The sequence below is a fragment of the Acidovorax sp. FG48 genome, from assembly GCF_057809085.1.
In genome coordinates this window covers 270,303-293,495 of sequence record NZ_JBMDJH010000003.1, presented here as the reverse complement: position 1 = coordinate 293,495, position 23,193 = coordinate 270,303, and the positions used below count along the sequence as shown (strand labels likewise).

Here is a 23,193-nt window from a genome sequence, read left to right as displayed (position 1 = left end):
GCACGCCCGGCCGCATCCATCGAAAGGCGACCATGACATCCCCCGCTGAATCTCCGCCGCCGGCACACGCCCAGGCACCGCTGCCCCATTCCACGCCCGCCGTGGAGGTGCTTTCCGCCGAAAAAACCTACCCCAACGGTACGCAGGCCCTGCTGCCGGTGGACCTGACCATTGAGGAAGGCGAATTCGTCACCCTGCTCGGCCCATCGGGCTGCGGCAAGAGCACGCTGCTGAAAATGGTGGCGGGCCTGCTGGAGCCTACCGACGGCCGCCTGCACCTGTGGCGCAAGCCCGTGGCGCAGCTGGACGAAAGCGGCAAGAAGATGGCGTTTGTCTTTCAGTCACCCACGCTCATGCCCTGGGCCAGTGTGCAAACCAACGTACGCCTGCCGCTGGACCTGGCAGGCGTGCCGCGTGCCGAGGCCGATGCGCGCGTGACCGAAGCGCTGGCGCTGGTGGGTTTGTCCAAATTTGCCAACGCCCTGCCCCGGGCGCTGTCGGGCGGCATGCAGATGCGCGTGTCCATCGCGCGCGGCCTGGTCACCCAGCCCGACCTGCTGCTGATGGACGAGCCCTTTGGTGCGCTCGACGAGATCACGCGCCACAAGCTCGACGCCGACCTGCTCGACTTGTGGCGCAAGAAGAAGCTCACCGTGATCTTTGTGACGCACTCGATCCACGAAGCGGTGTTCCTCTCCAGCCGTGTGGTCATGATGGCCGCGCGCCCCGGCCGCGTGGTCGAAGAGTTCCGCATCGACGCGCCCTACCCCCGCACGGCCGACTTCATGGTGTCGCCCGAATTCAGCCGCTACGCCAAGCTGCTGCAGGACAGCCTGCTGCGCGCCAGCGTGGACACCGAGGAGACCGTGGCATGAGCACCCCCTTCCCTTCCGCACGCATGGCGTCGCCCGCGGTCACCGCGCACCCTGCAGCCGCCCCGCGCTCAGCGCCTGCACCAGCCGCTGCCAAACCTGCCACCAAGACCACGCCCAAACGCCCGCCGCTCATGGCCCAGCCCCGCGTGCAGCGCGTGGTGTACCCCGTGCTCGTCGGCCTGGTGCTGATCGCACTGTGGCAGGGGCTGGTCACAGCCATGGAGCTACCGCCTTACCTGGTGCCTTCGCCCATCCTGATGATGAAGACGCTGTTCACCGACTGGGCGGCCCTCGGCGGCTCGTTGTGGGTCACCGTCAAGATCACGGTGCTGGCCTTTGTGGTGGCCACCGTCGCGGGGGTGCTGATCTCGTTCCTGTTTGTGCAGAGCAAACGCATCGAGACGGCGCTGTTCCCCTACGCCGTGCTGCTGCAGGTCACGCCCATCGTGGCCGTGGCGCCGCTCATCATCATCTGGGTGAAGGACCCGACGGCATCCATGGTGATCTGCGCCGCACTGGTGGCCCTGTTCCCCATCATCAGCAACACCACACTGGGCCTGCGCAGTGTGGAGCCGGATCTGCAAAGCTACTTCCAGCTCAACCGCGCCACGCGGCTGCAGACCCTGCTGCGCCTGCGCATCCCCAGCGCGCTGCCCTACTTCTTTGGCGGGCTACGCATCTCCAGCGGCCTCGCGCTCATCGGCGCCGTGGTGGCGGAGTTTGTGGCGGGCACTGGTGGCCAGGGTGCAGGGCTGGCGTACCAGATCCTGCAGGCGGGCTTTCAGCTCAACATCCCGCGCATGTTTGCTGCACTGCTGCTGATCTCGCTCACTGGTGTCGCACTCTTCGTGCTGATGGCGTGGCTGACACGCGTCGCCCTGGGCGGCTGGCACGCCAGCGAAACGTCGCACGACTAGGGCGACGCTGAACAAGCCTCCGCGATGCGGCGGGCCCTGGGTCGGGATGGGCTGCAAGGCGCAAACCACAGCGATAGCCGTAGCTATCGCGAGGATTTGCAACGCTGCAGACCGTCCTGAGCCTGGGATGCGCCGGGCGCGAGAGGCTTGTTGAGCGGTGCCCTAGACCTTTCACCCCCATCGCCAACACACCGCGCGCAGCCACTGGCGCGCGGTACGGGCTTCCTTTTGCCCAAAACGGCCGCCAGCGGCCAAGGAGATACCGACATGACCACCACCGCCCAACAACTGCCCGACCTGCTGCCCGACCTCGACTGGATCGCCGACCCGCTGCGCGTGGGCCGCCTCTCGCAGGACTTTGCCTGGTTCAGCCCTGTGCTCAAACGCGACCTGGCGGGCAAGCGTGGCGACATCGCCGTGCGCCCGCGCACCGAAGCAGAAATCCGCCAGGTGGTGGCAGCCTGCGCCAGTGCAAGCATCCCCCTCACCGTGCGCGGCAGCGGCACTGGCAACTACGGCCAAAGCACACCGCTGCACGGCGGCGTGATCCTGGACCTGTCCGGCTACAACGCCTTTGGCTGGGTGCGCGGCGGCGTGGGCCGCGCGCAGTCGGGCATCCGGCTGGCAGAATTTGATTCGCAGGCCAAACCCCACGGGCAGGAGCTGCGCTGGCTGCCCAGCACCTACCGCAGCGCCACGCTGGGCGGGCTGTTTGGCGGCGGCTTTGGCGGTGCGGGCTCCATCAACCACGGCCCGCTGGCCGCGCCAGGCAATGTGCTGGCAGTGCGCGCCATGACGGTGGAGCCCGAGCCCCAAGTCATCGAGTTGCGCGGCCCCGAGGCCATGCTGCTGCACCACACCTACGGCACCAACGGTATCGTGCTGGAGCTGGAAGTGGCCCTGACCCCCGCCGTGGAGTGGACCGAATGCATCGCCACCTTCGCGCAGTTTGACGCCGCGCTGGAGTTTGCCGACCGCTTTGGCAGCGCCCCCGGGCTGGAGAAAAAAGAGGTGTGTTTTCTGGCCGCGCCCATCCCGCAGTACTTCACCAGTCTGGCAGAGCACCTGCCTGCCGACCAGCACGCGGTGCTGCTGCTGGTGGCCCCGCACTCAGAAGCCGGCATGCGCGACATGGTGGCGCAGCACGGCGGCCAGGTCACCTACCGCAAGACGGCCGACGAAGTGGCCAGCAGCCACAAGACGCTGCTCGAATACACCTGGAACCACACCACCCTACACGCCCTCAAGGTGGACAAGGGCCTGACCTACATCCAGAGCGGCTTCAACCCCATGCACCGCCTCAAGCAGGTGAAGGCGCTGGAGGCCGCGCTGAAGGGCGAGGTGATGATGCACCTGGAGTTCTTGCGTACCAAGGAGGGCGCCTTCAACTGCAGCGGCCTGCAGATCATCCGCTACACCACCGAAGAGCGCCTGAACCAGATCATGCAGATCTACCGCGACCACGGCGTGCAGATCAACAACCCACATGTGTACATCGTGGAAGACGGCAAGCAGAACAACCTGGACCCGGCCGTGGTGGGCATGAAGCGCCGCTTCGACCCCCAGGGCCTGCTCAACCCGGGCAAGCTGCGCAGCTGGTACACGGGCGAACCCACAGCCCCCGTGCAGACACCTGTACGCCAAACAGTGTAGAGAAAACGGGTGGCGCGTGTCGCACCCACGGGCCTCTACCGCTTACCTGCAGGGCATAATCAGCTACTCATTTAGTAGCAAACCATCGAAACATGCCCTGGCACGCCCGCCTTCAGCTCGACTACACGGCAGAACATAGCGCCCGCACGGTAGCCCGCTACGAGCACAACGGGCCGCTGCGCATCCTGCAAAGCCTGTACCCCGAGGGCGACGCCATCTGCCACAACGTGCTGGTGCACCCGCCCGGCGGTCTGGTGGGCGGCGACACGCTGGACATCACCACCACCGTGGGCCCAGGCGCCCACGGCCTGGTCACCACGCCCGGCGCCACGCGCTTTTACCGCTCCACCGGCCCGCTGGCACTGCAGCGCAGCCACCTCACCCTGGCCGAAGGCGCGCGCCTGGAATGGCTGCCGCTGGAGGCCCTGTGCTACAGCGCCTGCCACGCTGAAAACCACCTCACGCTGAACCTCGCCTCCGGCGCCGAATGCATCGCCTGGGACGTGACCGCACTGGGCCTGCCGCACGCGGGCCAGCCGTTTGAACAAGGCCGCTTCACCCAGCACCTGGAAGTGCCCGGCCTGTGGCTGGAACGCGGCGTCATCGACGCCGCCGACGACCGGCTGCTGAGCAGCCCCTTGGGTTTGGCGGGCCACCGCTGCATGGCCAGCATGTTCTTTGCCGCAGGCACGCCCCTTGACCGCACCCGCCGCGACGCGGCCCTGGACGCGGCCCGTGCGGTGATGGATCAACACCCCCAGGTCAAAGCCACCGCAGGCGCCACCAGCCCCAACGACCGCATGGTGGTGGTACGCGTGCTGGCGCCGCAGGTGGAGCCTGCGATGAAGCTGCTCAAGGCGGTACGGGTGGCTTGGCGGGAAGTCTTGTGGGGGTTGGCGGGGGAGGCGCCCAGGATTTGGGCGATGTGAGGTGGTGGACTGTCTGGTGGCAGGTCACATTTTTGGGCTATCAATTGCCTCGAAAAATACGCGACCATTTTTCTCACAAAGGCGCTGAAAGCCGCATTTCTCTGCAACCCTTATAGACCCGATGTTTTGGCTTCTAGCAGATGCTTTCAGCTTAGAGATACCTTTTGCGAAAGCATCTTCGACCAATAAGGCAACGGCCATCGTGCCGATGCCCTTGCCCCAAAAATTTTTACGAAAGAACCACCCACAGTCAGCGCTATCGTCGCTAAGCAAAGTGAACCCCACGCTCCCGGCCACGATGGAGTCCACTTCGACAGCGTAAAAGAAGCGGCGTCTGATCGGCATAAGTTGCTGCTCCAGCGCGTCCAAGAAAGCAGCCTCCGCTTGCTCGCGCGTTCGTGGCAGCCAATCCATGAACTGACCTACGTCCTGATCTTGCTGCAGCGAACAAAACACCTCCTGATCGCCTGGCAAGAATTCTCGGAGCAGCACAGGGGTAGGGCACATGGGTTCGCCGCACAACCAATCAACAATCGTGAGAACTTGAGGACCGCGCTGGGCCGTCAAAGAGCGGCGGCCAAGCCCTAACCCTCATTCAGAATCGGTTCGAGTGTAGCCCCCAAGCGGCAGGATGTTCGAGTGTTAAGCCGTCGCTGTTGCCGGTACCCTTAACAACCCATCCGCCTTGAACATCCCCCGAATCCCCCGCACCGCCTGCCGAATCCGCGCCTCGTTCTCGATCAGCGCGAAGCGCACGTACTCATCCCCCTGGTCGCCAAACCCAATGCCGGGCGACACGCACACCTTGGCCTTGTCCAGCAGCTGCCGCGCAAACTCCAGCGAGCCCAGCGCACGGTAGGGCTCGGGAATGCGCGCCCAGATGTACATGCTGGCCTTGGGGCAATCTACCGCCCAGCCGGACTCGGTGAGGCCCTTGTAAAGCACGTCGCGGCGGCGCTGGTACTGGGCGGCGATGTCTTTCACGCACTGCTGGTCGCCCTCCAGCGCGGCAATCGCAGCCACCTGCAGGGGCGTGAAGGTGCCGTAGTCGTGGTAGCTCTTGATGCGCGCCAGCGCGGCCACAAGGTCGGGGTTGCCCACCATGAAGCCCACGCGCCAGCCAGCCATGTTGTAGCTTTTGCTCAGGGTAAAAAACTCCACCGCCACGTCTTTGGCGCCGGGCACTTCCATGATGCTGGGGGCGCGGTAGCCGTCGTACACGATGTCGGCGTAGGCCAGGTCGTGCACCACCAGGATGTCGTGTTTCTTGGCCAGGGCGATCACGCGCTCGAAGAAGCCCAGGTCCACACACTGCGCGGTGGGGTTGCTGGGAAAGCCGAAGATCATCATCTTGGGCTTGGGGTAGCTGCCGCGGATGGCCTTTTCGAGCTCGGCAAAAAAGTCCACATCGGGCGCCACGGGCACGCTGCGGATGTCGGCACCGGCAATCACCGCGCCGTAGATGTGGATGGGGTAGCTGGGGTCGGGCACCAGCACGGTGTCGCCCCGGTCCAGCGTGGCCAGCATCAGGTGGGCCAGGCCCTCCTTGGAGCCGATGGTGACGATGGCCTCGGTGTCGGGGTTGATGTCCACCGCGTAGCGGTCTTTGTACCAGTGGCTGATGGCGCGGCGCAGGCGCGGGATGCCTTTGCTGGCGCTGTAGCCGTGGGTGTCGGGCCGCTGGGCCACTTCGGTGAGCTTGGCGACGATGTGCGGTGGTGTGGCCCCGTCGGGGTTGCCCATGCTCATGTCGATGATGTCTTCGCCCCGGCGGCGGGCGGCGAGTTTCAGCTCGGCGGTGATGTTGAAGACGTAGGGAGGAAGGCGATCGATGCGCGCAAAACGGCGCTTGCCCTGCGATGCAGACATGCGGTGTGACTTTCACGTAAGCGCCCGGAACCGTCCGAGCGACGTGGCTGGCAAAAAGGCCAGCCCGCAGCCAATGTAGCGCAAGCTGCGGGCAGCGCTCCAGCCCTTTGTGCGCAGTGTGGCGGCAATGCCGCAGTCAGGGCGAGGGATCGCTGCCCCCTCTACGATGGGCGGATGAACACCAGCCCGCCCACCAGCCCCACCGCCCTGCCTGCCGACCACCCATTTGCCCAGGTGCAGGTGCTGGCCTTCGATATCTTTGGCACCGTGGTGGACTGGCACGGCAGCATTTCGCGCGAGGTGCGTGCGCTCTACCCCCAGGTGGATGCCGATGCGTTCGCGCTGGCCTGGCGCGCGGGCTACCAGCCTGCGATGGCGCGGGTGATGCGCGGCGAACAGGGCTGGACGCTGATCGATGCCTTGCACCGGCAGATCCTGGACGAGATCCTGCCGCGCTTTGGCCTGAGCCACCTGGGCGAGGCCGAGCGCCAGCACCTCAACCGCGTGTGGCACCGGCTCCATGCCTGGCCCGACAGCGTGCAGGGCCTGACGCGGCTCAAGCAGCGCTACACCATCACCACGCTATCGAACGGCAACATCGGCCTGTTGACCGCCATGGCCAAGCGCGCCGGGCTGCCCTGGGACTGTGTGCTGAGCGCCGAGGTGTTCAAGGCCTACAAGCCCCACCCCGACACCTACCTGGGCGTGGCGCGGGTGTTTGACCTGCCGCCGCAGCAGGTGGCGCTGGTGGCCGCGCACCACGACGACCTGGCTGCTGCGCGGGGCTGCGGCCTGCGCACGGCATACATCGAACGGCCGCACGAGTTTGGCGTGGCTCAGCCCAAGGATGTATCGCCGCAGCCAGGCAATAACCTGCACGCCCAAGACCTGAACGATCTCGCCAGCATGCTGGGGTGCTGAACGGCCTGCGGTTCGGCATGCGCCGGCGTGCGCCTGTGTACGCGCCCCTCAGTGCGCCACCAGCAGTTGCACAAACATCTGCACCTTGGCGCGGCACTCAGCGCTGATGGAGGTGAACTCCAGCCCCGCCACCCATTCGTCGCCCTCCTGCTTGAGGGTGACGACGCGGGCGTACACATCGGCCACACGGTAGTCCACCAGCGGCAGCTCAAACTCCAGCTTGATCTCGCTGTGGGGTTCCAGCGGCTCGATCAGCTCCACCAGCAGGCCGTGGTAGCCGATGTCGCGGATGGCGCCGTGCACGATGTGGGGCACCACGATCTTGTCCTGCATGCGCTGGCACAGGCAGGGCAGGCGCGCGTCCACGCGGTGGCTGCGGCGGAACTCCTGGCGGGGCACCTTGAGCTTGTGCGACGGGATGGCGATCAGCTCGCGCAGGCTGACGGGCTGCGTGCGCCCCTTGACGAACACCTGCATGGGCGCAGACGCCGACACCAGCCCCCAGCAGCGCTGGTAGGTGGAGTCGCTGATGAGCACCTGGCCGCGCAGGCTCAGCGCCTCGATGCGGGAGGCCAAGTTCACCGCCTCGCCAATCACCGTGTATTCGGAATACACATCCGACCCAAAGCGCCCGGCCATCACGGTGCCTGTGTTCACGCCGATGCCCAGAAACACCTCGGGCAGGCGCTCGGTCAGGTGGGCAAGGTTCAGCTCGCGCATGGCAATCTGCATCTCCACCGCACACAGCAGCGCGCGGTCCACGTCGTCGTCGCGGGCCACCGGCGCGCCAAACAGCACCATGATCGAATCGCCCATGAACTTGTCGATGGTGCCCTGGTACTTGAACACCACCTCCGACAGCCGTGCCAGGCAGCGGTTGAGCGCCGCAATAACTACGGACGCAGGCTGCGAGCCCGACAGCGCCGTGAACCCGCGCAGGTCGGCCAGCAGGATGGTCACCTCGCGCGGCGCCACCTCCAGGCCGTTGGCGGCAGCGCCCTCGGGGTTCTCCATGCCGTGCAGGATGTCTGCCATCTCTGCCTGCGCCGCCTCGCCCAGGGGCTTGCCGGTTTCGCGTTCGATCAGCGCCTGCAGGCGGCGCACGGCGTCGTGGTGGAATTCTTTGTGCATGGAGGTCTGGGGCGTGGAGCGGCCGGGCTTTTGTGGGTGGGGGTAAGAACCTGTTCAAGAGGCAATGCCTGCCCTTCGCCACCCAGAATAGGCGCCGCCTCACGGCTGGTCAACCGGTGAAAACACTCCGGGCAAAGCAGCAACAGCGAGCGCCATGGCAACTACTCACCATCAAAAAACTGATGTGCGGAGAACGCGAGCAGCGTCCCAGTGCTGTCAGAGGGTGATTTGGAGTGTTTTTGGCTTCAAGCGCTAGAACCACATGCGCCAATAGCTATTATTTATGTAGCAATCGACAGATTCCCCACCTTCACCCGGCGCTCACCCGGTCCACACACACAAACTCGCCCACCGCGCCGTCATAGTCCCACCGGGCCGCCACCCTTGCCTGACCGTGCAGTGCGGCGCCCGATGCCTCGGTGCTGAGCACCACCAGGCTGTTGGGGCTGCCGTGCCGCAGGCGGTGCGACACCGCCGTGCCTGCGCTGCTGGCCCACAGCCCGGGCAAGGGCTGCAGCAGGCGCGGCTGGTGCACGTGGCCGGACAGCAGCATTTGCGCGCCGGCAATGCGCCAGCGCTCGACGGCTTCGTCTGCGCGGTGGGGGCGGTGGTCGCGATCCTCGGCATCGCGGGCCACCAGGGGATGGTGGCTGGCCACGATGCGCCATGCGCCAGGGGGCGCCCGCGCCAGCAGCAGCGCCACATGCTCGATCTGGGCGGACGACAGGCTGCCGCGCTCGTGCCGCCAGGCGCGTGTGGTGTTCACGCCCACCACGTAGAACGCCCCCATCTGCCGCACGGGCTCCTGGTCCATGCCGAACTGCTCCGAGAATCGTTCGTACGACCGGCCCCAGCGCATCCACCACGCGAACAGGGGCAGGTCGTGGTTGCCCGCCAGCACCAGATTGCTGCGCGCATGCAGGCCCTGCACAAACCGCGCGGCCTGTTCAAACTGCTCGGCCGTGGCGCGCTGCGTGAGGTCGCCCGACACCACCACCATCGCCACGCCCAGGCGTTGTGCCAGCCGCTGCACAGCTGCGCACACCACCGGGTCGTGCGCACCGAAGTGCAGGTCGGACAGGTGCATCAGAACCGTCATGGCAGGGGGCGGCGCGGGGTGGGCGGGCGCAAGGGTCACTCCATCAAGCAGGCAGCAGGCCGGGTGCGGGGGTGGCGCCCGGCGCGGGCGTGTCGGCAGGGACAAAAGCCGTGGCTTCTTCAGGCGGTGGGGTCTGCGATGCACCGTCACGCGCAAGTTGACTCGGCGCCACCAGCCACAGTGGCCGCACACTGATGCGGAAATGCAGGGGAGGCGCCATCCATTCCCGCTCGCCGTCAAATGCCACCTTGACCTGCGGTGGGCGCCAGCTGGCGGGAGCCACCGACAGCTCCGAACAAGCCATGCTGACCACCGCGTTGTCCTTGTCGAGCTGGCCGGTGGCGGCATTCCACACCGTGCGGGCGATGGCCCAGCGCCCTTGCGGCTTGAGCATGACCACGGCCAGGTGCCCACCATCGGCCACCTTCTGCGCCTGCGGCAAGCCCATGCGGTCCAGCTGCAAGGGGTTGTTGCCCACAAACAGGGTGGTGACCAGGTGCTCTTCCTGCTGCGCCTCGGCGCCCTGGTGCGTCTTCATCACCACGCGCCAGCGGCGGCCCGACGCGGGGCGGAACAGGCTCCACACCGCCGCTGCCACGGCCACCCAGCGCTTGCGGCCAAAGCGGCGCGATGCCATCTCGCGGTCGGCCAGCATCTTGGGGTACAGGCCCACGCTGGCGTTGACCACAAACATGCGCCGGTTCACAAACCCCACCTGCACCGGCCGCAGGTCGCCCGCATGCAGGGCCTGCAGCAGGTCCTGCACGGCGGTTTCCGGGTCCAGCGCCAGACCGTGCTCGCGGCTGAAATAGTTGAAGGTGCCCATGGGCACCACCCCCAGCGGTACCCCGGCGCGCAGCGCGGCCGACGCCACGGCGTTGATGGTGCCGTCGCCCCCGGCGGCTACCAACAGCCCGCCGTCATCCTGTGCGGCCTGGGCAGCACGCTCGGCCAGCTGCACGATGTCTGCACGGCGGTCGGGCACATGCCAGACCACATCGTGCGTCTGCAAGGCGGGCACGCCCTCCAGCTTGGCGCGCAGCAGGTCCAGGTCGGCACCGGGCCGCTGAGGCACCACCAGGTGGATGGTGCCACGGGGCTGGGGGGGAAGGTTGTGTTCCGAAGGTGTCATGCAAAAACTCTGCAACAAACAAGAGCAACCCCACAGCGCGCAGAACAAATCGCAGCGGCCGGGCAGGCCCACATGCCCACCCCACTACCGGCAAGCCCTTACGGACTGCAGGGCACTCCATGGTGACAAACCATCACGCGCGGCGCAGCCGGTAGCCACGCCATGCGCCTGTCAGCCAACGCCGACAACCGCGCCGTGGACAGATTCGCAGGCCCCAATACACCCACCGCACGGCGGGATGCTGGGAACTTCAGTACAACCCCGGCTTCTGTCACTGAGCCCCTGCACGTTGCGGGTGCCCCAAAAGAGAAAGGACCTGCGATCTCCATGACCACGACCTCCAGCGCCCTGGCTGCCACCGACCTGGGTGCCCTGCTGGCGCAGCACCCCCTGGGCTGGTGGATGGCTGGCGCAGTGGCGTTTACCCTGCTGGGCATCGCCGCGTTGACCGGCTTGCGCAGCCTGCGGCAGCATGTGGGCGCGCCGCTGGGCCGCGTGTTTCCACCCCAGGCCCGCTGGGTATTGGTGGCGGCCATGGCGGCCTCGGCCTGCACGCTGGTGCTGGCGGGTGCCACCCTGGCAGAGCTGGCCGAAAGCGGTAGCGCCCAAGGGTACTGGGGCGCGTTGGACGACGCACTGGCCGCCAGCCTGCAAGCGCAGGCATCGGCCGCCGTACTGCAATGGTTTGCCACCCTCACCCACCTGGGCGACACCTGGGTGCTGACCGCCCTGGCGCTGGGCGTGGCTGCCGCGCTATGGCTGCGCCGGCACCGCCTGCTGGCCACCGGCTGGCTGGTGGCCATGGCGGGCAACGGCGCGCTGACCAAGGTGCTGAAGAATCTGTTCGAGCGCGTGCGGCCCGAGCACACGCACGGCATTGCGGAGGCCAGCGGCTACAGCTTTCCCAGCGGGCACAGCAGTGCATCGATGGTGGCATACGCCATGCTGGCCTATCTGGCCACGCGGCTCTTGCCCCGTGCATGGCACCTGCCTGCGGTGATGCTGGCCGGTGCGCTGATCTTCACCACCGGCTGGAGCCGCGTGGTGCTGCACGTGCACTACGCCAGCGATGTGCTGGCGGGCTGGCTACTGGGTGGCACCTGGATGGTGTGCACGGTGCTGATCATGGAGAGCGTGTCGCGCTGGCGCAGTCCGGCCCTTGCCACCGCTGCAGCGCAACGCCTCTGAGCCTTCAGATCGCCACGAGGTTGCGAATGCCCTTGGCTTCCATCTCGCTGCCCGGCCCGCGTGCGATGACCTCGCCGCGCTCCATCACCAAGTACTCGTCGGCCAGCTCCTGCGCAAAGTCGTAGTACTGCTCGCACAGCAGGATGGCCATCTCGCCCTGGTCGGCCAGCATGCGGATCACGCGGCCGATGTCCTTGATGATGCTGGGCTGGATGCCCTCGGTGGGCTCGTCCAGGATCAGCAAACGCGGGCCGGGGGCCAAGGCGCGGGCGATGGCGAGCTGCTGCTGTTGTCCGCCCGACAGGTCACCGCCCCGGCGCTTGAGCATTTGCTTGAGCACGGGGAACAGCTCGTACAGGTGCGGGGGCACGGGGGTGGAGCCGCTTTTGTAGGCCAGGCCCATGCGCAGGTTTTCTTCCACGGTGAGGCGGCCGAAGATTTCGCGGCCTTGGGGCACAAAGCCGATGCCGGCACGCGCCCGGTCGTAGGGCGTGGCCTTGTCGATGGGCTTGCCATCGAACTGGATGGAGCCACTCTTGATGGGCACCAGGCCCATCAGGCTTTTGAGCAGCGTGGTCTTGCCCACGCCGTTGCGGCCGAGCAGTACGGTGACCTTGCCCGGGGTGGCGGTGAGGCTCACGTCACGCAGGATGTGGGAGCCGCCGTAGTACTGGTTGATGTTCTGGACGGTGAGCATGGTGACTTGGAGTGTTTTGGGCCGCTAACGCTAGTTCCATATGCGCTGGCAGCTATACTGTTGATAGTGAATACCTTCACCGGCCGAGGTACACCTCGATCACGCGCTCGTCGGCCTGCACCTGGTCGAGCGTGCCTTCGGCCAGCACCGAGCCATCGCACAGCACCGTCACTTTTTCGGAGATGGTGCGGATGAAGCCCATGTCGTGCTCCACCACCATGAGCGAGTGTTTGCCCTTGAGCGTGAGGAACAGCTCGGCCGTGCGCGCTGTTTCTTCGTCCGTCATGCCCGCCACCGGTTCGTCCAGCAGCAGCAGCTTGGGGTCCTGCATCAGCAGCATGCCAATCTCCAGCCACTGCTTCTGCCCGTGGCTCAGGTTGCCCGACTGGCGCGTGACGCTGTCGGCCAGGTGGATGGTGTGCAGGATCTCGGCCAGACGGTCCGACTGCGCGGAGTCGAGCCGGAAGAACATGCTGGACTTCACGCCCTTGTGGGTCTTGAGCGCCAGCTCCAGGTTCTCAAACACGCTGAGCTGCTCGAACACCGTGGGCTTCTGGAACTTGCGGCCAATGCCCAGGCTGGCGATCTCGGGCTCGTTGTGGCGCAACAGGTCAATCGTGGAGCCGAAAAACACCGTGCCTTTGTCAGGCCGCGTCTTGCCAGTGATGATGTCCATCATCGTCGTCTTGCCCGCGCCGTTGGGGCCGATGATGCAGCGCAGCTCGCCCGGGGCGATGTCCAGGCTCAGGCCGTTGATGGCCTTGAAGCCGTCAAAGCTCACGTGCACGTCTTCCAGGTACAAGATGCGGCCATGGGTCACATCCACCTCGCCCGGCACCGCCACGCGCGAGAAGCCTGCCGCGCGGCCGCCCGATTCGGTCTGGCCCAGTACAGCGGGCGCTAGCGTCTTCTGCAGCCGCCGCGCGCCTTCTTCCATCAGATCGGGCGTCATTGCGCAGCTCCCTTCGTGGTTGTCATTTTTGCTTTGAGCTTCTTGACCAGGCCCACCACACCATCGGGCAGGAACAGCGTCACGGCAATGAACAGCGCACCCAGAAAGTACAGCCAGAACTCTGGCGCGGTCACCGTGAGCCAGCTCTTGGCCCCGTTGACGATGAACGCACCCACAATGGGCCCGAGGAGCGTGGCGCGGCCGCCCACGGCCGCCCACACGGCGATCTCGATGGAGTTGGCAGCACTCATCTCACCCGGGTTGATGATGCCGACCTGGGGCACATACAGCGCGCCCGCCACGCCACACATCATGGCGCTAATGGTCCAGATGGTGAGCTTGTAGGGCAGCGGCGAGTAGCCCGAGAACATGACGCGGCTTTCGGCATCGCGCACGGCCTGCAGCACGCGGCCGAACTTGCTGCGCACCAGCCAGCGGGCCAGCAAAAAGAAGCCCAGCAGCGTGATGCCCGTCAGCACAAACAGCGTCATGCGCATGTTCTGCGTGGCAATGGGTGTGCCCAGGATGCGCTTGAAGTCGGTGAACCCGTTGTTGCCGCCAAAGCCCGTCTCGTTGCGGAAGAACAGCAGCATGGCCGCATACGTCATGGCCTGCGTAATGATGGAGAAGTACACGCCCTTGATGCGCGAGCGGAAGGCGAAGTAGCCGAAAACAAACGCAATCACGCCCGGCACGGCCACGATGAGGATCAGCGTGGCAACGAAGCTGTCGGACAGCGCCCAGTGCCAGGGCAGTTCCTTCCAGTCAAGGAACACCATGAAGTCCGGCAGGTCGCTCTTGTAGTTTCCGTCGCGGCCGATCTGGCGCATGAGGTACATGCCCATCACGTAGCCACCCAGCGCAAAGAACAGGCCGTGGCCCAGGCTCAGGATGCCTGTGTAGCCCCAGATCAGGTCCATGGCCAGCGCGCAGATGGCGTAGCACATGATCTTGCCGAGCAACGCCACGGCGTAGTCCGACAGGTGGAACACGCTGCCTGCAGGCACCCACAGGTTGAGCACCGGTGCGACGGCGCACACCACGATGAGCGCCACGATGAAGGCCGACCAGCCGCCGCGCGTGAGCAGCGGCGCCGGTGCGGGCAATTGGAGGTTGGGAGAGGTTGGCGTAGTCATGATCTGTCGTCTCTGATGCTTCAGTCGGCCGTACGCCCTTTGACCGCGAAGATGCCTTGGGGCCGCTTCTGGATGAAGATGATGATGAACACCAGCACCGCAATCTTGGCCAGCACGGCGCCTGCCCAGCCTTCAAGGAACTTGTTCAAAATGCCCAGGCCCAGCGCGGCATACACCGTGCCCGCCAGCTGGCCCACGCCACCCAGCACCACCACCATGAAGGCATCGACGATGTAGCTCTGACCCAGGTCAGGCCCCACATTGCCCACCTGGCTCAGCGCGCAACCGGCCAGGCCTGCAATGCCCGAGCCCAGCGCAAAGGCCATGGTGTCGATGCGGGCCGTGTTCACGCCCATGCACGAGGCAATGGGGCGGTTTTGCGTCACCCCGCGCACGAACAAGCCCAGGCGCGTGCGGCCAATCAGGTAGCCCATCCCCAGCAGCACCGCGATGGCAAAGCCGATGATGACGAGGCGGTTGTAAGGCAGCGTGAGGTTGGAGAGCACCTGCACACCACCGCTCATCCACGCGGGGTTTTCCACGCCCACGTTCTGCGCGCCAAACAGGCTGCGCACCAGCTGCATCAGCACCAGACTGATGCCCCAGGTGGCGAGCAGCGTCTCCAGCGGGCGGCCGTACAGAAAGCGCAGCACGCCACGCTCCAGCACCGCGCCCACGAGGGCCGAGGTGAGAAAGGCCAGCGGCACCGCAGCCACCAGGTACCAGTCGAAAGCGCCTGGAAAGAACTTCTGGAACACGCCCTGCACCACGTAGGTGGCGTAGGCGCCGATCATCATCAGCTCGCCGTGGGCCATGTTGATCACGCCCATGAGGCCGTAGGTGATGGCCAGGCCCAAGGCCACCAGCAGCAGGATGGAGCCCAGGCTGATGCCCGAAAACGCAGCGCCCAAGCGCTCGCCCCAGGCCAATTGGTCGTCCAGGGTGCGCAGCGCGGCCTGCAGGGCAGCCTTGACCTTGGCGTCTTCTTCCACCGCCACGCGCTCGTTCAGCAGCAGGCGCGTATCGGGCGTGGCGCTGGCCGACAGGGCCTGCGCGGCAGCGATGCGCTGCGCCGCATCGTCGCTGCCCAGCAAGGTGGCGGCACGCGCCAGCTGCAGCTGGGCCTTGATCTTGTCGCTGGTTTCCTGCGCCAGGGCTTTATCGAGCAGCGGCAGGCGGCCTGCGTCAGGCTCTTTGGTCAGTGCCTTGGCGGCGGCCATGCGCTGGGCTTCGTCCTTGCCAAACAGCGCCAGGCCCGCCAGGGCCGTGTCGATCTCGCCGCGCATGCGGTTGTTGTTGATGATGTCTTCGGCATCGGCAGGCAGTGGCACCTCGGCGCCGGTGACGGGGTCGATGCCCTTGTCGTCCCGCACGATCAGGGTCTTGCCACCGGCCACCTTCACCGCATCATCGGCCAGTGCCTGCAGGAAGGCAGCGGTGCGCTCGCTGGGGTCGACCACGGCCTGCTGCACGGCGGCCACGCGGTCGTCGGTGTCGCCAGCGGCCATGGCCAGGGCCTGCTCGGCAGTGAGTGCATGTGCCTGCGCAGTTGCGTAAAGCAAAAGGCAGACAAAGAGGCGAGGTATGAAAGAGAAATTCATGGAGGGGCCAGTCGGTCAATATGCAAAGGCCCATGCAGAGGGCAGGGCCCATGCCAGCGTCCCCACGCAAGGGCCGCCTAGCCGCGCATGCGGCGCTTCGCTTGCGTGCGCTGGGGGCGTCCCCCCTCCCACGCGCAGCGTGAGAGAGGGGGTGAAGGCGCGCTAGCGCCTCAGGGGGGTGTCACTTCTTTTCAGGCTCGTCCTTCTTCTTGTCGTTGCCTTCGATGTAAGGCGACCATGGCTTGGCCTTCACGGGGCCAGGGGTCTTCCACACCACGTTGAACTGACCGTCGGCCTTGATTTCGCCGATGAACACGCTCTTGTGCAGGTGGTGGTTCTTCTCGTCCATCTTGCTCACGATGCCCGACGGTGCCTTGAAGGTCTGGCCGGCCATGGCGGCGATCACCTTGTCCACATCGGTGCTCTTGGCCTTTTCAACCGCTTGCTTCCACATGTTGATGCCGATGTAGGTGGCTTCCATCGGGTCGTTGGTGAGCGGCTTGTCCTTGTGGCCGGCAATACCCTTGGCCTTGGCGTAGTCGCTCCACTTCTTGATGAAGGCGGTGTTCTCAGGGCTCTTGATGGACTGGAAGTAATTCCAGGCGGCCAGGTGGCCCACCAGCGGCTTGGTGTCCACGCCGCGCAGTTCTTCTTCACCCACCGAGAAGGCCACCACCGGCACATCCTTGGCCTTCAGGCCGGCGTTGCCCAGTTCCTTGTAGAAGGGCACGTTGGAGTCGCCATTGATGGTGGAGACCACGGCCGTCTTGCCGCCCTGGCTGAACTTCTTGATGTCGGCCACGATGGTCTGGTAGTCAGAGTGGCCGAAGGGGGTGTACTTTTCATCGATGTCCGAATCCTTCACGCCCTTGCTCTTGAGGTAGGCGCGCAGGATCTTGTTGGTGGTGCGGGGGTACACATAGTCGGTGCCCAGCAGCACCCAGCGCTTGGCACCGCCGCCGTCCTTGCTCATCAGGTAGTCCACCGCAGGGATGGCCTGCTGGTTGGGCGCGGCACCGGTGTAGAACACGTTCTTGGACAGTTCCTCGCCCTCATACTGCACGGGGTAGAACAGCAGGCCGTTCATTTCTTCCACGACAGGCAGCACCGACTTGCGCGACACCGAGGTCCAGCAGCCGAAGATGACCGAGACCTTGTCCTGGCCCAGCAGCTGCTTGGTCTTTTCGGCAAACAGAGGCCAGTTGGAGGCCGGGTCCACCACCACGGGTTCGAGCTTCTTGCCCAGCACGCCGCCCTTGGCATTGATCTCGTCGATCGCCATGAGCACGGTGTCTTTCAGCACGGTCTCAGAGATGGCCATGGTGCCCGACAGGCTGTGCAGGATGCCGACCTTGATCGTGTCCTGGGCATGGGCTGGCAGCGCAGACAGGCCAGCGAGCGTAGCGACGGCCGCGAGGGCCTTGAGGGAATAACGACGTTGCATGTGTGCTTCTCCGGTGGTGGTTTCAATCAGGGAATCAATCAAACCGCTTCGCCCGGCGGGCCCCGGTGTGGAGCCGCATTCGATCGGGCGATGGAATGGATTCTGGAGAGCGGGGCCCATTGGCGAAATACGCCGGGTGGCGTACACGCACCGCTGCGGGGCTGCTTCCCACGGGGCCGTTGCGCGGCATCTCACTGCCAACGACAGGCGCAACAGGGGAGCCGGAGACGGCAACGCGATCACTATCAAAAAGATAGCTGATGCTGCATATATCACTGGCGCTACCGGCCAATTTCATTCAAAAACCTTGACCAGCGAAGGTTGTGGAGTCTCCGTAGAATCTGCGGGTTTTCCCTAATCTTCGCGCGCCAGGCCTCCATGGGCCCGGTTGCCGCCCTTCTGCCCCGCTGCGCTCCATGAACCTCCCTTTGCTGGCCCTGGCCATTGCCGCTTTTGGCATTGGCACCACCGAATTCGCGATCCTGGGGCTGCTGCCCGAAGTGGCGGGTGACCTGTCCGTCTCCATCCCCGCCGCCGGCATGCTGGTGTCGGCCTACGCCCTGGGCGTGGCCGTGGGTGGGCCGCTGCTGGCGGTGGCCACCGCGCGCTGGCCGCGCAAGACCACGCTGACCTGGCTGATGGTGCTGTTCATCATCGGCAATGTGGGCTGCGCGTTGGCGCCCAGTTATGCGTGGCTGATGGTGGCGCGTGTGGTCACCTCGTTCTGCCACGCGGCGTTTTTTGGCATTGGTGCCGTGGTGGCGGCCAGCGTGGTGGCGCCGCACAAGCGCGCCCAGGCCATGGCGCTGATGTTCACCGGGCTCACGCTGGCCAACGTGCTGGGCGTACCGCTGGGCACGTTGTTGGGCCAGCACCTGGGCTGGCGCTCCACCTTCTGGGCAGTGGTGGCGATTGGGGTGCTGGCCGTGGCGGCCGTGGTGCGCTGGGTGCCGCACCTGCGCCACCAGAGCAGCGGCAGCGCGCTGGGCGAGTTCCGCGTGCTGCGCATCCGCCAGGTGTGGCTGGCGCTGGCGGTGAGCGTGTTGGCCTCCACCAGCATGTTCACGCTGTTCACCTACATCACACCCATCCTGCGCGACGTGACCGGCGTATCGCCCCAGAACGTGAGTGGCGTGCTGCTGCTGTGCGGCGTGGGCCTGACCATTGGCAACCTGCTGGGCGGCCGCCTGGCGGACTGGAAGCTGCTGCCCTCGCTGATGGGCATCTTCGCCGTGCTGGCGGGGGTGCTGGCGGCGTTTTCGTTCACCAGCGCGTGGCTGTGGCCCGCCATCGTCACCGTGGTGGTGTGGGGCATGGTGTCGTTCGCAGCGGGCACGCCGCTGCAGGCTCGGGTGGTGTCGCAGGCGGGCGATGCACCCAGCCTTGCGTCCACACTCAACATCGGTGCGTTCAATCTGGGCAATGCCATCGGGGCCTGGCTGGGGGGCGCAGTCATCACGGCCGGATGGTCGCTGCAGGTCATTCCGCTGGTGGCGGCTGCTGTCACGCTGAGTGCGCTGGCGCTCACGGCGTATATCGCCTGGCTGGACCGGCAGCCCGCTGCCCAGGCGCCCGTGCTGGCCGACTGCAAGGCGGTCTGACGGTCAGGCCCTGCAGCGGCCCGCAGCCCCCAGGCCACAGGCCCCGCCCGGCTCACCCGGCAGGGCTTTTTTTCGCTTTCGCCCGTATCGGCCTGTGCCCCATCCGCCTGCCGCGCTGCGTCGCATAGCCGACATGGGCGTACAGCGTTCGCCCGCGCACGGCGATAGGATGGCAGCCCAACGGCTGGACACACCCGCAGGTCCTCCGCAACGGCAAGGACAACCCATGGTGAAACGACGCACAGTGCTCCTCGGTGGCGCCGCAACAGCCGGCGCGCTGGTCATCGGCTGGGGCGTGGTGCCCCCGCGCCAGCGGCTGCACACCGCGCAGCCCCTGCCCCAGGGCACAGGCCAGGTGGCGCTGAATGGCTGGCTCAAGGTAGCCGCCGACAACACGGTGACGGTGATGATGGCCAAGTCCGAAATGGGCCAGGGCGCGCACACCGGGCTGGCCGCCATCCTGGCGGAAGAGCTGGACGCCGACTGGGCCCAGGTGCGGCTGGAGATGGCGCCCATCGACGACATCTACAACAACCTGGCCACGGTGGTGGACGGCCTGCCGTTCCACCCCGACAACGACGGCTCCATCAAGGCCGTGGCGGGCTGGCTGACCGCCAAGACCATGCGCGAAGTGGGCGTGATGATGACGGGTGGCTCCAGCAGCATCAAGGACCTGTGGCGCCCCATGCGCGAGGCCGGTGCCCACGCCCGCGCCATGCTCATCAACGCAGCGGCCGTGCAATGGAAGGTGCAGGCCGCCGAATGCAAGGTCAACGCCGGCGTGGTGGAACATGCGGCAGGCCAGCGCGCCACGTTTGGCGAGCTGGCCGCACTGGCGGCGCAGCAGCCGCCTCCAGGCAAGGTGCCCCTCAAGGCGCCTGCTGAATTCAAGCTGATCGGCAAGCCGCTCACCCGCATCGAGGCGCCCTCCAAGCTCGACGGCAGTGCGGTGTTTGGCATCGATGCCCACCCGCCCGGCCTGCTGTACGCCAGCGTGGTGATGTGCCCCACGCGGGGCGGCAAAGTAGTCCAGTTCGATGGCGCAGCCGCGCAAAAAATGCCCGGGGTGAAGCAGGTGCTGGCCGTAGCGCCGTACCACGGCGGCACTGGCGGCGTGGCCGTGATTGCCGACACGCCCTGGCACGCCAAGAAGGCCGCCGCCGCAGTCACCGTGCAGTGGGACCATGGCCCCGCCGCCACGCTGTCGAGCGCCGCCGTCATGACCCAGCTGACCCAGGCGCTGGACCAGGCCCAAGGCTTTGGCTACCACAGCGTGGGCGATGTGGACCAGGCCCTGCAAGGCGCTGCAACCACCCTCACTGCCGACTACCGCGCGCCTTACCTGGCCCACGCCACCATGGAGCCCATCAACTGCACCGTGCAGTTCAAGGATGGCGCGGCCAGCGTGTGGACATCCACCCAGGTGCCGGGCCTGGCGCGCATGGCGGCCGCCAAGGCCCTGGGCATCGACGACACCAAGGTGACCGTGCACCAGCTGCTGCTGGGCGGTGGCTTTGGCCGGCGGCTGGAGGTGGACTATGTGGCCCAGGCCGCCGCCATTGCCAAGGCCGCGGGCGGCGCGCCGGTGCAGACGCTGTGGTCCCGCGAGCAGGACCTGCAGCACGACTTCTACCGCCCCGCCTGCGTGGCCCGGTTCAAGGCCGGGCTGGACGCACAGGGCCAACTGGTGGCCTGGCACAACGTGTCGGCCGGTCAGGCCATCGTGCCGCAGGTGCTGGCCCGCACCTTTGGCCTGCCGGGCGCGGGGCCGGACAAGACCACGTCCGAAGGCGCGTTCGACCAGCCCTACGAGTGGCCCCACGCACGCATTGCCCACGAGATCATCGACCTGCCGCTGCCCGTGGGCTTCTGGCGCTCGGTGGGGCATTCGCACCAGGCGTTCTTCAAAGAGAGTTTTGTGGACGAAGCGGCCCATGCCGCCAAGAAGGACCCGGTGGCCTTCCGCGCCGCGCTGCTGCAAAAACACCCGCGCCACCTGAAGGTGCTGCAAAAAGCGGCCGAGCTGGCGGGCTGGGGCCAGCCCTTGCCGCCGGATGCGTCGGGCGTGCAACGGGCGCGCGGCGTGGCGCTGCACCAGTCGTTCGGCTCCATCGTCGCGCAGGTGGCCGAGGTGTCGGTGGGCGCCGACAAGGCCATCCGCGTGCACCGCGTGGTGTGCGTGATCGACTGCGGCGCGGCCATCAACCCCAACCTCATTGCCCAGCAGATGGAAAGCGCCGTGGTCTATGGCCTCACCGCTGCGCTGTGGGGCGAAGTGACGATCAAAGACGGCCAGGTGCAGCAGAGCAACCTGCACGACTACCCCCTGCTGCGCATGGCCGACTGCCCCCGCGTGGAGACCCACATCATCGCCAGCGCCGAGCCCCCCGAGGGCGTGGGCGAGCCCGGCGTGCCGCCCATTGCACCCGCCGTGGCCAATGCCTTGTTTGCCCTCACCGGCCAGCGCCTGCGCGCGCTGCCGCTCAAGCTCAGCTGACCCGACGCACCGGAGCCCCCATGACCACGACCCTGAACCTCAACGGCCAATCCGTCGCCGTCAACGCCGAACCCGACACGCCCCTGCTGTGGGTGCTGCGCGGCGAGCTGCAGATGAACGGCACCAAGTTTGGCTGCGGCATGGCGCTGTGTGGCGCCTGCACGGTGCACCTGAACGGCGAGCCGGTGCGCGCATGCATCACGCCCCTGTCGGCCGTGGGCAATGCCCAGGTCACCACCATCGAGGGCCTGCAGGGCCCCGAAGCCACCGCGCTGCGCACGGCATGGACGGCGGTGGATGTGGCGCAGTGCGGCTACTGCCAGAGCGGGCAGCTGATGTCGGCCTGCGCACTATTGAAGAAAACCCCGCAGCCCACCGATGCCGACATCGACGCCGCCATGTCGGGCAATGCCTGCCGCTGCGGCACCTACCCGCGCATCCGGGCGGCGATCCACCAGGCGGCGCGGGGGCCTCAGGGCTGAGAGCCCCCCCCTCCCAGGTCGAGCGGAACCTGCTCGACCACGCCCCCTTCAGCAGGTGGCATGTCGGCGCAGTACACGGCATTGCGCCCTGTACCCTTGGCTTGGTAGAGGGCCTGGTCGGCGCGGTTGACGAGCTCTTCAAAACTCATGCCCGAGCCCTGATGCAGCGTGGCCACGCCAATGCTCACGGTAACGGCCACCTCCTGCCCTTCGTCGCCCACGCACACTAGCAGGGTCTCGACCTCGCGGCGCAGTGACTCGGCCACTTGCAGCGCGCTAGGGCCATCGGTCTCGGGCAGCACGATGACGAACTCCTCGCCCCCAAACCGCGCAACGATGTCCACACCGCTGCGCTTGCGCGCCGCGCACACCTGGGCCACGGCGCAGATCACACGGTCTCCAGCCAGGTGGCCGTACATGTCGTTGACGGACTTGAACAGGTCGATGTCCGCCACCAGCAAGGACATCGGGTGGCCGAAGCGTTCGGTGCGTTTGGCCTCCTTGGCGCCCAGCTCCATGAGCGTGCGCCGGTTGGACAGGCCTGTGAGCGAGTCATTGGCGGCCAGCCGCTCCAGCGTGGCGTTGAGCTGCTGCAGCAGACGGTTCTGCTCGGTGAGCTGCTGGTTGATCTGGGCGATCTCGGTCTCGCGGCACTTGCGGTCGTGGATGTTGAAAGTGACGCCGATCAAGCGCTTGCCAGGGGTCTCGCTGTGGCCGTCCATGATGCGGCCATAGTTGGCAAACCAGATCCACTCGCCACTCTTGGACCGCAGCCTGAACTCGCACCGGTACTGGGGCGTGACGCCCGTCAGGTGGTCGGCCACGGCCCGGCGCACGGTGTCGATGTCGTCGGGATGGAACAGGCCATAGATGTCCTGCACGCCCGAGACGATTTCGTCTTCGGTGAAGCCCAGCTCTTCAAACGTCTTGGTCGCCTTGCGCGTGACGTTGCCGGTGATGAGGTCGTTCTCCCACAGGTCAAGCCCGGCGGCCTCCAGGGCCAGCTCCAGCCGCTCCTTGTTCAGGTCCGCCTCACCCATGGCAATGACCACCTTTTTTCACAGCGTTC

General features: G+C 66.4%; 20 protein-coding genes and 1 pseudogene. 10 read left to right on the top strand and 11 right to left on the bottom strand.

The window, feature by feature from the left end:
• Positions 1-32: 32 nt before the first annotated feature.
• From ACODSU_RS06265 to ACODSU_RS06250, 4 genes are all read left to right on the top strand, one after another.
• On the top strand, positions 33-875 hold the full coding sequence (locus tag ACODSU_RS06265) for an ABC transporter ATP-binding protein (protein WP_488806381.1): 843 nt from the start codon (positions 33-35) through the stop codon (positions 873-875).
• Entirely contained in the window at positions 872-1,792 is a 921-nt protein-coding gene (locus ACODSU_RS06260) for an ABC transporter permease (protein ID WP_488806382.1), read from the top strand. The genes ACODSU_RS06265 and ACODSU_RS06260 overlap by 4 nt, the downstream gene beginning before the upstream one ends.
• Before the next feature lie 267 nt (positions 1,793-2,059).
• A complete protein-coding gene (locus tag ACODSU_RS06255; protein WP_488840888.1) occupies positions 2,060-3,445 on the top strand; it encodes an FAD-binding oxidoreductase in 1,386 nt (461 codons plus the stop codon).
• 92 nt (positions 3,446-3,537) lie between these two features.
• A complete protein-coding gene (locus ACODSU_RS06250) occupies positions 3,538-4,374 on the top strand; it encodes an urease accessory protein UreD (RefSeq protein WP_488840886.1) in 837 nt (278 codons plus the stop codon).
• Positions 4,375-4,398: 24 nt separating this feature from the next.
• Here the strand turns inward: ACODSU_RS06250 and ACODSU_RS06245 are convergent, their stop codons facing one another.
• Positions 4,399-4,866: a GNAT family N-acetyltransferase gene (locus ACODSU_RS06245; protein ID WP_488840885.1), complete on the bottom strand. Its 468-nt coding sequence runs from the start codon at positions 4,864-4,866 to the stop codon at positions 4,399-4,401.
• Between the two features lie 150 nt (positions 4,867-5,016).
• A complete protein-coding gene (gene alaC / locus ACODSU_RS06240; RefSeq protein WP_488840883.1) occupies positions 5,017-6,243 on the bottom strand; it encodes an alanine transaminase in 1,227 nt (408 codons plus the stop codon).
• Positions 6,244-6,417: 174 nt separating this feature from the next.
• On the opposite strand from alaC, the gene ACODSU_RS06235 reads away from it, so the two are divergent.
• Complete coding sequence (locus tag ACODSU_RS06235) at positions 6,418-7,164, top strand: haloacid dehalogenase type II (protein ID WP_488840881.1); 747 nt, start codon at positions 6,418-6,420, stop codon at positions 7,162-7,164.
• Between the two features lie 48 nt (positions 7,165-7,212).
• Here the strand turns inward: ACODSU_RS06235 and ACODSU_RS06230 are convergent, their stop codons facing one another.
• Positions 7,213-8,295 carry an adenylate/guanylate cyclase domain-containing protein gene (locus ACODSU_RS06230; protein ID WP_060984123.1) on the bottom strand — a complete coding sequence of 361 codons (1,083 nt, stop codon included), beginning with the start codon at positions 8,293-8,295 and terminating at the stop codon, positions 7,213-7,215.
• Between the two features lie 310 nt (positions 8,296-8,605).
• Positions 8,606-9,394, bottom strand: a complete 789-nt coding sequence (locus tag ACODSU_RS06225) for a metallophosphoesterase family protein (RefSeq protein WP_488840879.1) — start codon at positions 9,392-9,394, stop codon at positions 8,606-8,608.
• A gap of 194 nt (positions 9,395-9,588) precedes the next feature.
• On the opposite strand from ACODSU_RS06225, the gene ACODSU_RS06220 reads away from it, so the two are divergent.
• Entirely contained in the window at positions 9,589-10,206 is a 618-nt protein-coding gene (locus tag ACODSU_RS06220) for a hypothetical protein (RefSeq protein WP_488841019.1), read from the top strand.
• Here the strand turns inward: ACODSU_RS06220 and ACODSU_RS06215 are convergent.
• Positions 10,152-10,526 (bottom strand): annotated as a pseudogene (locus tag ACODSU_RS06215) (diacylglycerol/lipid kinase family protein); the annotation flags it as partial. The gene ACODSU_RS06220 and the pseudogene ACODSU_RS06215 sit on opposite strands and share 55 nt — an antisense overlap.
• Positions 10,527-10,853: 327 nt before the next feature.
• On the opposite strand from ACODSU_RS06215, the gene ACODSU_RS06210 reads away from it, so the two are divergent.
• Positions 10,854-11,714 carry a phosphatase PAP2 family protein gene (locus tag ACODSU_RS06210; RefSeq protein WP_488840877.1) on the top strand — a complete coding sequence of 287 codons (861 nt, stop codon included), beginning with the start codon at positions 10,854-10,856 and terminating at the stop codon, positions 11,712-11,714.
• Positions 11,715-11,718: 4 nt separating this feature from the next.
• Here ACODSU_RS06210 and urtE read toward each other — a convergent pair whose 3' ends face one another.
• The 5 genes from urtE to urtA form a co-directional block, all read right to left on the bottom strand.
• Complete coding sequence (gene urtE / locus ACODSU_RS06205; RefSeq protein ID WP_488806390.1) at positions 11,719-12,411, bottom strand: urea ABC transporter ATP-binding subunit UrtE; 693 nt, start codon at positions 12,409-12,411, stop codon at positions 11,719-11,721.
• A gap of 76 nt (positions 12,412-12,487) precedes the next feature.
• On the bottom strand, positions 12,488-13,363 hold the full coding sequence (gene urtD / locus ACODSU_RS06200; protein WP_015012821.1) for an urea ABC transporter ATP-binding protein UrtD: 876 nt from the start codon (positions 13,361-13,363) through the stop codon (positions 12,488-12,490).
• Positions 13,360-14,499, bottom strand: coding sequence for an urea ABC transporter permease subunit UrtC (gene urtC / locus ACODSU_RS06195; RefSeq protein WP_488840874.1), 1,140 nt, complete (start codon positions 14,497-14,499; stop codon positions 13,360-13,362). Before urtC ends, urtD begins: the two co-directional genes overlap by 4 nt.
• A 20-nt stretch (positions 14,500-14,519) precedes the next feature.
• Positions 14,520-16,100, bottom strand: a complete 1,581-nt coding sequence (gene urtB, locus ACODSU_RS06190) for an urea ABC transporter permease subunit UrtB (protein ID WP_488840872.1) — start codon at positions 16,098-16,100, stop codon at positions 14,520-14,522.
• Positions 16,101-16,281: 181 nt separating this feature from the next.
• Entirely contained in the window at positions 16,282-17,544 is a 1,263-nt protein-coding gene (gene urtA, locus ACODSU_RS06185; RefSeq protein ID WP_060984130.1) for an urea ABC transporter substrate-binding protein, read from the bottom strand.
• Between the two features lie 416 nt (positions 17,545-17,960).
• Between urtA and ACODSU_RS06180 the strand changes: the two genes are divergently transcribed.
• The 3 genes from ACODSU_RS06180 (at position 17,961) to ACODSU_RS06170 (ending at position 22,124) form a co-directional block, all read left to right on the top strand.
• A complete protein-coding gene (locus tag ACODSU_RS06180) occupies positions 17,961-19,145 on the top strand; it encodes an MFS transporter (protein ID WP_488840870.1) in 1,185 nt (394 codons plus the stop codon).
• A gap of 226 nt (positions 19,146-19,371) precedes the next feature.
• On the top strand, positions 19,372-21,642 hold the full coding sequence (locus ACODSU_RS06175) for a xanthine dehydrogenase family protein molybdopterin-binding subunit (RefSeq protein ID WP_488840868.1): 2,271 nt from the start codon (positions 19,372-19,374) through the stop codon (positions 21,640-21,642).
• A gap of 20 nt (positions 21,643-21,662) precedes the next feature.
• Positions 21,663-22,124: a (2Fe-2S)-binding protein gene (locus ACODSU_RS06170; RefSeq protein ID WP_291444834.1), complete on the top strand. Its 462-nt coding sequence runs from the start codon at positions 21,663-21,665 to the stop codon at positions 22,122-22,124.
• Here ACODSU_RS06170 and ACODSU_RS06165 read toward each other — a convergent pair.
• Positions 22,115-23,164, bottom strand: a complete 1,050-nt coding sequence (locus ACODSU_RS06165; RefSeq protein WP_209817837.1) for a sensor domain-containing diguanylate cyclase — start codon at positions 23,162-23,164, stop codon at positions 22,115-22,117. The two genes, ACODSU_RS06170 and ACODSU_RS06165, sit on opposite strands and share 10 nt — an antisense overlap.
• Positions 23,165-23,193 lie beyond the last annotated feature (29 nt).

Bases quoted from the DNA above. Each gene is read 5' to 3' on its own strand.
- ACODSU_RS06260 (WP_488806382.1), top strand. From the start codon at position 872: ATGAGCACCCCCTTCCCTTCCGCACGCATGGCGTCGCCCGCGGTCACC.
- ACODSU_RS06175 (WP_488840868.1), top strand. From the start codon at position 19,372: ATGGTGAAACGACGCACAGTGCTCCTCGGTGGCGCCGCAACAGCCGGC.
- urtB (WP_488840872.1), bottom strand. From the start codon at position 16,100: ATGAATTTCTCTTTCATACCTCGCCTCTTTGTCTGCCTTTTGCTTTAC.
- alaC (WP_488840883.1), bottom strand. From the start codon at position 6,243: ATGTCTGCATCGCAGGGCAAGCGCCGTTTTGCGCGCATCGATCGCCTT.
- ACODSU_RS06265 (WP_488806381.1), top strand. From the start codon at position 33: ATGACATCCCCCGCTGAATCTCCGCCGCCGGCACACGCCCAGGCACCG.
- ACODSU_RS06230 (WP_060984123.1), bottom strand. From the start codon at position 8,295: ATGCACAAAGAATTCCACCACGACGCCGTGCGCCGCCTGCAGGCGCTG.
- ACODSU_RS06235 (WP_488840881.1), top strand. From the start codon at position 6,418: ATGAACACCAGCCCGCCCACCAGCCCCACCGCCCTGCCTGCCGACCAC.
- ACODSU_RS06220 (WP_488841019.1), top strand. From the start codon at position 9,589: ATGCGGAAATGCAGGGGAGGCGCCATCCATTCCCGCTCGCCGTCAAAT.
- urtE (WP_488806390.1), bottom strand. From the start codon at position 12,411: ATGCTCACCGTCCAGAACATCAACCAGTACTACGGCGGCTCCCACATC.
- urtA (WP_060984130.1), bottom strand. From the start codon at position 17,544: ATGCAACGTCGTTATTCCCTCAAGGCCCTCGCGGCCGTCGCTACGCTC.
- ACODSU_RS06255 (WP_488840888.1), top strand. From the start codon at position 2,060: ATGACCACCACCGCCCAACAACTGCCCGACCTGCTGCCCGACCTCGAC.
- ACODSU_RS06250 (WP_488840886.1), top strand. From the start codon at position 3,538: ATGCCCTGGCACGCCCGCCTTCAGCTCGACTACACGGCAGAACATAGC.
- ACODSU_RS06180 (WP_488840870.1), top strand. From the start codon at position 17,961: ATGAACCTCCCTTTGCTGGCCCTGGCCATTGCCGCTTTTGGCATTGGC.
- ACODSU_RS06170 (WP_291444834.1), top strand. From the start codon at position 21,663: ATGACCACGACCCTGAACCTCAACGGCCAATCCGTCGCCGTCAACGCC.
- urtC (WP_488840874.1), bottom strand. From the start codon at position 14,499: ATGACTACGCCAACCTCTCCCAACCTCCAATTGCCCGCACCGGCGCCG.
- ACODSU_RS06210 (WP_488840877.1), top strand. From the start codon at position 10,854: ATGACCACGACCTCCAGCGCCCTGGCTGCCACCGACCTGGGTGCCCTG.
- ACODSU_RS06165 (WP_209817837.1), bottom strand. From the start codon at position 23,164: ATGGGTGAGGCGGACCTGAACAAGGAGCGGCTGGAGCTGGCCCTGGAG.
- ACODSU_RS06225 (WP_488840879.1), bottom strand. From the start codon at position 9,394: ATGACGGTTCTGATGCACCTGTCCGACCTGCACTTCGGTGCGCACGAC.
- urtD (WP_015012821.1), bottom strand. From the start codon at position 13,363: ATGACGCCCGATCTGATGGAAGAAGGCGCGCGGCGGCTGCAGAAGACG.